Here is a 10,839-nt window from a genome sequence, read left to right as displayed (position 1 = left end):
ACGCTCCTCGATCCATAGATACGGGTGAGGGGTCCGATACCGAACAAGAATGGTCCGCGAGCACTTTCCGGCCCGTTCGCGAAGTAGTGTCGGACCCGTCCGACGGCCGTGACGGCCGTCACCGCTGTCGCCTGCGGGTCGAGAGGGAGCAAACATGAGTGCAGTGATCGTCCAGGCCGTGCGCACACCTGTCGGCAGGAGAAACGGCGGCCTGTCCGGCGTGCACCCGGCACAACTGTCCGCTGTGGTGCTGAACGCGCTGGTCGAGCGCGCCGGCATCGATCCGGAGGTCGTCGAGGATGTCATCTGGGGTTGCGTGCAGCAGGCCGGCGAGCAGGCCATCGACATCGCCCGCACCGCGGTGCTCACAGCGGGCTGGCCGGAGTCCGTGCCCGGCGTGACCATCGACCGGCAGTGCGGCTCGAGCCAGCAGGCGCTGAACTTCGCGATCGCGAGCGTCGAAGCGGGACACTACGACGTCGTCGTCGCCGGTGGCGTCGAGGTGATGTCGCGGGTGCCCATGGGCACCTCGACCTCCGTGGGCGGGTCGCCCTACCCCGAGGCCTTCCTCGAGCGGTACGACGGGGCGCGGCCGAACCAGGGCATCGGCGCCGAGATGATCGCCGAGAAGTGGGGTCTGAGCCGCACCGACGTGGACGCCTTCTCCGCGCGCTCGCACGAACGGGCCGCCGCCGCCCAGGACGCCGGACTGTTCGCCGACCAGATCGTGCCGGTCACCACCCCGGACGGAACCGTCGTCTCGCAGGACGAGGGCATCCGCCGCGGCACCACCGTCGAGAAGCTCGCCGGCCTGAAGACCGTCTTCAAGGAGGACGGTGTCATCCACGCCGGGAACTCCTCGCAGATCTCCGACGGATCCGCCGCACTGCTGATCATGAGCGAGGAGGCCGCCGCGAAGCACGGCCTGACTCCGCTCGCGAAGATCCACACCGCCGTCGTGACCGGCTCCGACCCGGTCATCATGCTCACCGCACCGATCCCGGCGACGGAGAAGGCACTCGCGAAGTCCGGCCTGTCCGTCGACGACATCGGCGTCTTCGAGGTCAACGAGGCGTTCGCTCCGGTGCCCATGGCCTGGCAGAAGGAGATCGGCGCACCCGAGGACAAGCTCAACCCCAACGGTGGTGCGATCGCCCTCGGTCACCCGCTCGGGGGCTCCGGTGCCCGCATCCTCACCGACATGATCTCCCACATGCGCCGCAACAACCTCCGCTACGGCCTGCAGACCATGTGCGAAGGCGGTGGCCAGGCCAACGCCACCATCCTCGAACTCGTCGCGCAGTAGCCGCACCCGACACCGTCCGCTGTCCACCCGCGATGCCTGAGCGGGTGGACAGCGGATTTCTCCGCGCAAGTGTCGAATCGGCGCCCTACCGTTCGTGTAGAGGGTGAGAGGCCGGAACCGCCGGCCGCCGAGGGGAAGGATCCCGACATGGCGCAGTACCTGCTGAGCATCTACCAACCCGACGGTGAACCGCCGTCACCGGAGTTCCTCGACCCGATCATGAAGAAGGTCGCGGCGTGGCAGAACGAGATCCGGGAGGCAGGGATCTGGGTGTTCTCCGGCGGCTTGCACCCGCCGGACACGGCGACGGTCGTGCGCACGGACGAGGGGCGCACGGTGACGACCGACGGTCCGTACATCGAGGGCAAGGAGCATCTCGGCGGCTTCGACGTCATCGACGTGCCCGACCTCGACGAGGCGCTGAAGTGGGCGCGCGGTCTCGCCGACGCCACCACACTGCCCATCGAGGTGCGGCCCCTGGAGTTCGGATCCTGCGCCGGATGACCTACGTACCTCGATGACCGGGCCGTCCACCGCCGACATCGGTCGCATCTTCCGTGAGGAGTACGGCCGCGCGGTCGCCGTGCTCACCCGCGTCCTCGGCGACATCGACGTCGCCGAGGACGCGGTGCAGGACGCCTTCTCGACTGCCGTCGAACGATGGCCCGGGGAAGGCATCCCACCGAGCCCGGCCGGATGGATCATCACCACCGCCCGTCGCCGGGCGATCGACAGGGCACGACGGGAGGCCGCACGATCGGTCAAGCACGCCGAGGCGGACCTGCTCCACCCGGCATCCGGCGTCGCGTTCGACCCCGAGGCGGTCGTCTCGCCCGAGATCCCCGATGACCGCCTCCGTCTGATCTTCACCTGTTGTCACCCGGCGCTCGCGCCGGAGGCGCGAGTCGCGCTGACATTGCGTCTGCTCGGCGGGCTCACCACCACGCAGATCGCCCGGGCCTTCCTCGTGCCGGAAACGACGATGGGGCAACGGATCTCCCGCGCCAAGCGAAAGATCCGCGACGCGCGCATCCCGTTCCGCATCCCGTCCCCGGACGAGTTTCCCGAACGCCTCGCCGCGGTGCGGTCCGTGCTCTATCTCGTGTACACGGAGGGCCACACGGCGAGCACCGGACCCGAACTCGCCGACACGGACCTGTGTTCGGAGGCGGTGCGGTTGGCCCGCTTGCTGGCAGGGCTCGTTCCCGACGATCCCGAGACCACGGGACTTCTCGCCCTGATGCTCCTCGGCGAATCCCGGCGCGACGCGCGGACAGGACCCGGCGGCGAACTCGTCCTGCTCGCAGACCAGGACCGCTCGCGGTGGGACCGCGCGCTGATCGACGAAGGACAGGCGCTCGTGCGGTGCACCCTGCGCTGGAACAGGCCGGGGCCCTACCAGATCCAGGCCGCGATCGCCGCGGTGCACGCCGACGCGCCCACCTTCGAGGACACCGATTGGGCGCAGATCGTCGCGCTCTACGACCTGCTGATGGCCGCGGATCCCACACCGGTCGTCGCGTTGCACCGGGCCGTCGCACTCGCCGAAGTGGAGGGTCCCGCAGCGGCTCTCGGGCTCGTCGACCGCCTCGACCTCGAGCGGTACCACGTCTTCCACGCCGTCCGGGCCGACCTGCTCGCCCGCCTCGGCCGGATCACCGAGGCGAGCGAGGCGTACACCACCGCCGCGGCGCGCACGGAGAACGCGGTCGAACGCGCACATCTCCTACGTCGCCGCGACGACCTGCGGGACGCGCTCAGGTAGCCGGTGTCGTGCCGGTCGTCGTCTCGGCCTCGGGAACCGAACGCTGCCACGGCCACCGGCCGTCGATCTCCAGCTGCAGCGACCAGCTCAGGAAGGTACGGATGAGCACGATGACCGCCAGCACACCCACCGACGTGAAGGTCGGCGTGACGGCGACGGTCTTGATGATGTCGGCGGCGACCAGGAATTCGAGGCCGAGCAGGATCGACCGGCCGAGATTGCGCCGGTACGGCTCGTAGATCTCCGAACCCGGTCCGTGCCGCCGCGCGGTCGCCGCGATCCACGTCGCCGCCACTGCGCCGATCACCATGGCGCCGACTCCGACGACGTCGATGGCCGTGCCCACGTGTTCGAGCAGCGACGAAATCTCCATTCGACCAGAACCTTCCGACCGGAACCGACAGACTCCGGCAATCCTCGCAGGACGATCGCCGCACCGTGGGGCTTTGTCCACAGGAGGTGTGCCTGTCCACAGGACCGGGCCGGACACCGCGCGAACGCCCTGCCGACGTGTGCGGATGGGGGATGCTCCGGGTCGTGGCAGGGGAGACGGTGGGTGGGCTCGCGATGGTGGTCCTCGGCGTGGGTGTGGGAGCGATCGTGCGCGTGGTGGCGGGAAGAACGGCCGGTCGTCGGCCGCCCCCGGGTTCGTGCGAGGCGGCATGCGCGGCAGCCGCACTCGTCGCGGTCTCGATCACCACGGGCGCCGCGGTCGTCGGAGCAGCGATGTTCGGATGGTGGTGCGTGTGCCTGAGCACCGTGGACCTGCTCGTGCGGCGTCTGCCGAACGTGCTGACGCTCGGGGGAGCGGGCACGATCCTCGGCGTGGCCGCGGCGACGGGGCACGGCCGGGCGGCGTTCGCCGGTGCACTTCTGCTCGCGGCACCGTTGTTGATCACCCACCTCGCGGTACCGCGATCGGTGGGTGCGGGCGACGTCAAACTCGCCCTCGGACTCGGTGCCGTCACCGGACTCGCCGGCCCCTCGGCAGTGCTCCTCGGTGCACTGCTCCCACCCGTCCTCACCGCAGGTGCGGCCCTGATTCTGCGACTCCGGGAGGCCCGCTGCGGGGAAGCGCATGCCGCTCCGCGCGTGCTTCCGCACGGACCGTCGATGTGCGCCGCCGCGGCACTGGCGGCGATCTCGACGGGTTGACCAGGGGCGGCATGTCGAGTCGGCGGACGAACATGGAAGGATGGACCTGTGCTGCGTTGGATAACTGCTGGAGAATCCCATGGTCCCGCCCTCGTCGCGATGCTCGAGGGGATGGTCGCCGGAGTCGAGGTGACGTCGAACGACATCTCGGAGCAACTTGCGCGACGGCGACTGGGCTACGGCCGCGGCGCACGCATGAAGTTCGAGGCCGACAAGGTCACCGTGATCGGTGGCGTCCGGCACGGACGCACCCTGGGCGGCCCGATCGCGATCGAGATCGGCAACACCGAATGGCCCAAGTGGGAAACCATCATGGCCGCCGACCCGGTCGATGCCGAACTGCTCGAAGGCCAGGCGCGCAACGCGCCGCTGACCCGCCCCCGGCCCGGCCACGCCGACTTCGCGGGCATGCTCAAGTACGGCTTCGACGACGCGCGTCCCGTCCTCGAGCGCGCCAGCGCCCGGGAGACCGCAGCACGCGTGGCGGCCGGCACCGTCGCCCGGAACTTCCTGCGCCAGGCGTTCGGCGCCGAGGTCGTCTCGCACGTCATCTCCATCGGCGCATCCGATCCCTATGTCGGCCCCGAACCCGGTGCCGATGATCTCGCCGCGATCGACGCGAGCCCCGTGCGCGCCTACGACAAGGCCGCCGAGGAATCCATGATCGCCGAGATCGAGGCCGCGAAGCGCGACGGCGACACCCTCGGCGGCATCGTCGAGGTCGTGGTGCACGGGCTGCCCGTGGGCCTCGGTTCGTTCGTCAGCGGTGCCGATCGCCTCGACGCGCGACTGGCCGCGGCCCTCATGGGAATCCAGGCCATCAAGGGTGTCGAGGTCGGCGACGGTTTCGAGACCGCGCGCCGACGCGGCAGCGCCGCCCACGACGAGATGAAGCCCGGTCCCGACGGTGTGCTCCGCTCGAGCAACCGTGCCGGTGGCATCGAAGGCGGCATGACCAACGGTGAGGCCCTGCGCGTGCGGGCGGCGATGAAGCCGATTTCGACCGTGCCGCGCGCCCTGTCGACGGTCGACATGACCACCGGCGACGAGGCCGTCGCGATCCACCAGCGTTCCGACGTGTGCGCGGTGCCCGCGGCGGGTGTCGTCGCCGAGGCGATGGTCGCCCTCGTCGTCGCGCAGGCCGCCCTCGAGAAGTTCGGTGGCGACTCGCTCGCCGAGACCGTGAGCAACATCGACCACTACCTGAAGGGCATCGCGGCGCGGCCGCCGCGGTGATCTCATGTCGCCTCGCGTGGTACTCATCGGCCCGCCGGGAGCGGGCAAGTCGACGATCGGTCGTCGGGTCGCGAATGCACTCGACCTGCCGTTGCTCGACACCGACGCCGAGATCGAGCGTGTGACCGGCCGGACCATCCCCGAGATCTTCTCCCAGGACGGCGAACCGGCCTTCCGGGAGGTCGAGGAGGAGGTCGTCGCGCGCGCCCTCGACACCCACGACGGTGTGGTGTCCCTGGGCGGGGGAGCGATCCTCTCGGAGCGCACCCGCGCGCGACTGGCCGGACACACCGTCGTCTATCTCGAGATCAGTGTGGCGGAAGGACTGCGTCGCACCGGCGCGGTCGGCGCCGCCGGAACCAGGCCGTTGCTGGCCGGCGGTGATCCGGCCCAGAAGTACCGCGACCTCATGCGTCGCCGCCGCCCGCTGTACCGCCAGGCGGCGACCATCCGGGTGCGCACCGACGGCCGCAGCCCCGGGCGGGTCGTCCAGCAGGTGCTCGCCAAACTCGAAGCGGCGGACGCCGCGACCAGCCAGACCATCAGCGAGGATCGGAGCCCCACACCGTGACCGAACCGGTACGCATCGACGTCGAGACCGCCCAGCCCTATCCGGTGATCATCGGCCGGGGACTGCTCGGCGACGTCGTCGAAGAACTGTCCGGCACGCGGACCGTCGCGATCTTCCACCAGCCGACGCTCACCGCGACGGCCGAGGCCGTGCGGGAGGCGCTCGCCGAGAGCGGCATCGACGCCCACCGCATCGAGATCCCCGACGCCGAGGACGGCAAGGAACTGGCCGTCGCCGGATTCTGCTGGGAGGTGCTCGGCCGCATCGGCCTGACCCGTTCGGACGCCGTCATCAGCCTCGGCGGCGGTGCCGCCACCGACCTCGCAGGCTTCGTGGCCGCGACGTGGATGCGCGGCGTGCGGGTCTACCACATTCCCACCACGCTGTTGGCGATGGTCGACGCCGCGGTGGGCGGCAAGACCGGCATCAACACCGAGGCGGGCAAGAACCTCGTCGGTTCGTTCCACGAGCCCTCGGCGGTCTTCGTCGACCTTGCGACCCTCGAGACGGTGCCGCGCAACGAGATCGTGGCCGGACTCGCCGAGGTGATCAAGACCGGCTTCATCGCCGATCCGGTGATCCTCGACCTGATCGAGGAGAACCCCGAGGCCGCGCTCGATCCCGCCGGGACGGTGCTGCCCGAGCTGATCCGTCGATCGGTCGAGGTCAAGGCGAAGGTGGTCGCGGCCGACCTCAAGGAGTCGAGCCTGCGCGAGATCCTCAACTACGGCCACACCCTCGGCCACGCCATCGAGCGCCGCGAGCGGTATCGCTGGCGTCACGGCGCCGCCGTATCGGTGGGCCTGGTCTTCGCCGCCGAACTCGGCCGGCTCGCCGGGCGTCTCGACGACGTCACCGCCGACCGGCACCGCGCGATCCTCGAATCCGTCGGCCTGCCCACCACCTACGATCCCGATGCCTTCGCCGACCTGCTCAAGGGCATGCAGACCGACAAGAAGAACCGCGCCGGCATGCTCCGGTTCGTCGTCCTCGACGGGCTCGCGAAGCCCGGCAGGCTCGAGGGACCCGACCCGACCCTGCTCGCGGCGGCCTACTCCGAGGTCGCGCGTCAGGGCAAGGCCGACGCGGGAACCGTACTGCTCTGACCGCCGCCTGGTCGACCGCCTGGTTCTATGCGGGCGGTCTCCACGACGGGTCGCGCCCGGTGAGTCCGATCAGGCGTTCCAGCGGCGGGGCGTCGTCGCCCACCCGCACGGCCGGACCGAACAGCCCGCCCCCGTCGGCGACGCGTTCCTCGTCGGTGATGCTCTCCGCGAATGCGGTACACGCGGCGATCTCGTCGGGCTCGCAGGAGTACTGCTGTCCCGTGGCCACGGCGAGATCCCAGCCGTGCACGACGAGTTCGTCGAGCGTGACGAGTCCGGCGACCGGCGCGGGCAGGTCGAGGCCGCCTGCGCGCGTCATGCCGTCCCAGGCCGCGCGATCGCTCCACGCTCCGCGGAGGTCGCCGAGCCGGTCGGGAACGAGACGCCGCCAGTCCGGCGGCAGTTCGCTCGTGAGTTGCGGGGGAGTGTCGGTGAACGGGCCGATGTCCTTGCGGGCCGCGGCCGTGAACGCGAGCGACAGGCCCAGCACGTGATCGACGAGTGCACCGACGGAGGTCTCGGAACACGGTGTGGGCCCCGACAACTGTGCGTCGTCGATTCCCGCCAGAATGCGCTCCATGCGGCGGGTCGCCGGAGTCAGGTCGAGTGTCTCGGTGGTGTCGGTCATGGTCGTCTCCTCGAGGTCGGCTACCTCTACCGACCGTCACAACCCGGAAAACTGAGCACCCGCCCCCGATGTGCGGGGGCGGGTGGTCTCACTGCTGTGGTTTCGCTACTCGGGTCTCACTGTTTCGGATCGATCCTCGGGAACACCTCGGTGGGCGAGTCGTCGCTGCGCCAGGCGGGATCGGCCTGCTGCGCGGATTTCGCGGACGCCGAACCCGCCGACGCGGCCGCTCCGACGCCTGCGGGCGCGTGGTGCTCGCGGTGGACGGACCAGTCGTCGTCGCGGGCGGCCTTGCGCTCGTTCCGGCGCGCGAAGAACCGGCCCAGCGTCACCGCCGCCATCGCCGGCAGGAACACCAGGAGCACGGTGAACGCGGCACCGGAAGTGATCTCGAAGAACAGGGACGTCACGCCCACCGGGATCGGGGTGACGGTGTCGACGAGCCAGGTGAGGACCCCGCCGACCAGGCCGGTGACCGCACCGGCGGCGAGCCACCGCATCGTCAGGTCGTCGCCCTCGTCGGGTTCGGGATGGGCGCGGTGGTCGCGGATGCCGTCGAGACCGGCCCAGACGAACGCTGCGACGACCACCACGGCGAAGCCCAGCCAGCGCAGTACCGATCCCTGCAACGGCCACTGGATGAGAGCGGCACCGAGCAGGACGCGCACGACCACGTGGACCAGGGCGAGCCCGAGTCCGCGGAGCAACCAGGGTTTCATGTACCTCAGCGTAACGGGTGGCGAAGCCGACAGTGTGTTCCGTCCCACAGCTGTGATCGCGGTAGGTTGAGCGATATGTCTGCCGACCACGCCTCCCGCCGTCGAGCGCTGCGTGCGCTGCTCGCCGAACGTAAACTCGATGCGCTGCTGGTGACCGATCTGACCTGTATCCGGTACCTCACGGGCTTCACGGGATCCAACGCGGCGCTGATCGTCTCCACCGAGGACGACGAGGACGAGACACGCACCGTCGTCTGCACCGACGGCCGCTACGTCACGCAGGTGGGGGAGCAGGTCCCGGACCTGCGGGCCGTGATCGCCCGGTCGTCGGCCGCGCACCTCGTCACCGAGTTCGGAACAGGTTCTGCGCGTTGGGGATTCGAGAGTCACGTCGTCACGGTCGACGAACGGTCGCGGTGGGACGAGCTCGGCGTGTCCGTCCGCTTCGCTCCCGCTCCCGGGCTCGTCGAACAACTGCGGGCCGTGAAGGACGAACACGAGATCGGCCTGTTGCGCGAGGCGTGCGGTGCGGCCGATCGCGCACTGGCGGACCTGATCGCGGCGGGCGGTCTGCGTCCCGGGCGAACCGAGAAGGAGGTCGCCCGCGACCTCGAATGGCGCATGTTCGAGCACGGCGCCGACGGCATCTCCTTCGAGACGATCGTCGCCGCCGGCGCCAATTCGGCGATCCCGCACCATCGCCCGACCGGCGCGATCCTCGCGGAGGGCGACTTCGTGAAGCTCGACTTCGGGGCGCAGATCGGCGGCTACCACTCCGACATGACGCGCACCTACGTGCTGAGCCGTGTCGCGGACTGGCAGCGCGACCTGTACGAGCTGGTCCTGCGCGCGCAGCAGGCCGGACGCGAAGCGCTCGCGCCCGGTGTCGACTGCGCCGCGGTGGACGCCGCCGCGCGCACCATGATCGCCGAGGCCGGCTACGCCGACCTGTTCCTGCACGGGCTCGGCCACGGAGTCGGCCTCGAGATCCACGAAGCGCCCGGAATCGGCGCCGCGGCGACCGGTACACTTGTCGCCGGTGCGGCGGTGACCGTCGAGCCGGGCGTGTACTTCTCGGGGCGCGGAGGCGTGCGGATCGAAGACACGCTCGTGGTGCGGGAGCATACTCCGGAGTTGCTCACGCTCACCGACAAGACATTGACCGTCGTTTGAGGGCGGTTCCTCGACCCTAGGAGACACGAACCAAGTGGCTGATACCAGTGACTTCAAGAACGGCCTCGTTCTGAAAATCGACGGACAGCTCTGGCAGATCATCGAGTTCCAGCACGTCAAGCCGGGCAAGGGCCCCGCTTTCGTGCGCACGAAGCTCAAGAATGTGACGTCGGGCAAGACCGTCGACAAGACCTGGAATGCCGGTGTCAAGGTCGAGACCGCCACCGTCGATCGCCGCGACATGACCTACCTCTACAACGACGGCACCGACTACGTCTTCATGGACGGCGAGACCTACGACCAGATCACCATCTCGCCCGAGCTGCTCGGCGACAGCGCCAACTTCCTCCTCGAGAACATGCCCGTGCAGGTCGCCACGCACGAGGATGTCCCGCTGTTCGTCGAGCTCCCGGTCACGGTCGAACTCGTCGTCCAGCACACCGATCCGGGCCTGCAGGGCGACCGCTCCACCGGCGGCACCAAGCCCGCGACCCTCGAGACCGGCGCCGAGATCCAGGTCCCGCTGTTCATCAACACCGGCGACAAGCTCAAAGTCGATTCCCGCGACGGCAGCTACCTCGGGCGAGTGAATTCCTGAGTGTCCGGTAACCAGAAGAAGCTCGGGGCCCGCCACAAGGCCCGCAAGCGCGCCGTGGACCTGCTCTTCGAGGCGGAGGCCCGCGACGTGCACCCCGTCGACCTCGCCGCCGATCGCGTCGAACTCGCGATCGACGACGATCAGGTCGCGCCGGTGCCGGCATACGCGCAGACCATCATCCGCGGTGTCGCCGACAACCTCGACGAGACCGACCGGGTGATCGCCGATCACCTGCACGAATGGACGCTGGACCGCCTTCCCGCCGTCGACCGCGCGATCCTGCGCATCGCGGTGTGGGAGCTCTTCCACGCGACCGACGTGCCGCCCGTGGTGGCCGTCGACGAGGCGGTCGAGCTGGCGAAGCAGCTGTCCACCGACGATTCGCCGGCCTTCGTCAACGGGGTGCTCGGTCAGATCGTCACTGTCGCCGACCAGGTGCGTGCAGCAGCCGCTGCCACCCTCGTCCGGCCGGCGCAGGAGTCGCAGGACCAGGGCTCGGACGAGTCCTGAGTTCGTCACCCTCTTCGGGTGAGCGACGACACGAGGCTCCGTGAGCGGGCCCGGTGGGAGTCTTCCCGCCGG

The 10,839-nt window shown here is 69.8% G+C and carries 13 protein-coding genes; 10 read left to right on the top strand and 3 right to left on the bottom strand.

Annotation, left to right across the window (positions count from 1 at the left end; all coding sequences use genetic code 11):
- Positions 1-154 precede the first annotated feature (154 nt).
- The 3 genes from ACWPOC_RS13730 to ACWPOC_RS13720 all read left to right on the top strand — a co-directional run bounded on the left by ACWPOC_RS13730 (position 155) and on the right by ACWPOC_RS13720 (position 3,071).
- Complete coding sequence (locus ACWPOC_RS13730) at positions 155-1,306, top strand: thiolase family protein (RefSeq protein ID WP_120282407.1); 1,152 nt, start codon at positions 155-157, stop codon at positions 1,304-1,306.
- A gap of 147 nt (positions 1,307-1,453) precedes the next feature.
- Positions 1,454-1,810: a YciI family protein gene (locus ACWPOC_RS13725; RefSeq protein ID WP_120282408.1), complete on the top strand. Its 357-nt coding sequence runs from the start codon at positions 1,454-1,456 to the stop codon at positions 1,808-1,810.
- Positions 1,811-1,823: 13 nt separating this feature from the next.
- Positions 1,824-3,071, top strand: coding sequence for an RNA polymerase sigma factor (locus ACWPOC_RS13720; RefSeq protein ID WP_120282409.1), 1,248 nt, complete (start codon positions 1,824-1,826; stop codon positions 3,069-3,071).
- On the opposite strand, the gene ACWPOC_RS13715 is transcribed toward ACWPOC_RS13720, so the two are convergent.
- Positions 3,064-3,444: a DUF1622 domain-containing protein gene (locus tag ACWPOC_RS13715; protein WP_120282410.1), complete on the bottom strand. Its 381-nt coding sequence runs from the start codon at positions 3,442-3,444 to the stop codon at positions 3,064-3,066. The genes ACWPOC_RS13720 and ACWPOC_RS13715 overlap by 8 nt on opposite strands.
- 152 nt (positions 3,445-3,596) lie before the next feature.
- On the opposite strand from ACWPOC_RS13715, the gene ACWPOC_RS13710 reads away from it, so the two are divergent.
- From ACWPOC_RS13710 to aroB, 4 genes are read left to right on the top strand one after another with little or no spacing between them, the layout of a single operon-like run.
- Complete coding sequence (locus ACWPOC_RS13710; protein ID WP_120282411.1) at positions 3,597-4,226, top strand: prepilin peptidase; 630 nt, start codon at positions 3,597-3,599, stop codon at positions 4,224-4,226.
- 48 nt (positions 4,227-4,274) lie between these two features.
- Positions 4,275-5,462 (top strand): chorismate synthase, encoded by a 1,188-nt coding sequence (gene aroC, locus ACWPOC_RS13705; protein WP_026061033.1) that lies wholly within the window; start codon positions 4,275-4,277, stop codon positions 5,460-5,462.
- A gap of 4 nt (positions 5,463-5,466) precedes the next feature.
- The gene (locus ACWPOC_RS13700; RefSeq protein ID WP_033096592.1) at positions 5,467-6,033 is read left to right on the top strand and encodes a shikimate kinase; all 567 of its coding nucleotides are present in this window, start codon (positions 5,467-5,469) and stop codon (positions 6,031-6,033) included.
- Complete coding sequence (gene aroB, locus ACWPOC_RS13695) at positions 6,030-7,139, top strand: 3-dehydroquinate synthase (protein ID WP_455408837.1); 1,110 nt, start codon at positions 6,030-6,032, stop codon at positions 7,137-7,139. The genes ACWPOC_RS13700 and aroB overlap by 4 nt, the downstream gene beginning before the upstream one ends.
- 25 nt (positions 7,140-7,164) lie before the next feature.
- On the opposite strand, the gene ACWPOC_RS13690 is transcribed toward aroB, so the two are convergent.
- Together ACWPOC_RS13690 and ACWPOC_RS13685 are read right to left on the bottom strand one after the other, a co-directional pair.
- Positions 7,165-7,767: a TIGR03086 family metal-binding protein gene (locus ACWPOC_RS13690; RefSeq protein WP_455408836.1), complete on the bottom strand. Its 603-nt coding sequence runs from the start codon at positions 7,765-7,767 to the stop codon at positions 7,165-7,167.
- Between the two features lie 116 nt (positions 7,768-7,883).
- Positions 7,884-8,486: a B-4DMT family transporter gene (locus ACWPOC_RS13685; protein WP_455408835.1), complete on the bottom strand. Its 603-nt coding sequence runs from the start codon at positions 8,484-8,486 to the stop codon at positions 7,884-7,886.
- Positions 8,487-8,561: 75 nt separating this feature from the next.
- Here ACWPOC_RS13685 and ACWPOC_RS13680 point away from each other — a divergent pair, with 75 nt between their 5' ends.
- Genes ACWPOC_RS13680 through nusB form a run of 3 tightly spaced genes read left to right on the top strand, consistent with a single transcriptional unit; the run spans position 8,562 to position 10,767 of the window.
- Positions 8,562-9,659, top strand: a complete 1,098-nt coding sequence (locus ACWPOC_RS13680) for a M24 family metallopeptidase (RefSeq protein ID WP_455408834.1) — start codon at positions 8,562-8,564, stop codon at positions 9,657-9,659.
- Positions 9,660-9,693: 34 nt separating this feature from the next.
- On the top strand, positions 9,694-10,257 hold the full coding sequence (gene efp, locus ACWPOC_RS13675; RefSeq protein ID WP_006551441.1) for an elongation factor P: 564 nt from the start codon (positions 9,694-9,696) through the stop codon (positions 10,255-10,257).
- The gene (nusB, locus tag ACWPOC_RS13670; RefSeq protein ID WP_033096596.1) at positions 10,258-10,767 is read left to right on the top strand and encodes a transcription antitermination factor NusB; all 510 of its coding nucleotides are present in this window, start codon (positions 10,258-10,260) and stop codon (positions 10,765-10,767) included.
- The last annotated feature ends 72 nt before the right edge of the window (positions 10,768-10,839 follow it).

This window comes from Rhodococcus sp. 5G237 (assembly GCF_053764735.1).
This window is presented reverse-complemented; position numbering and strand designations above follow the sequence as displayed.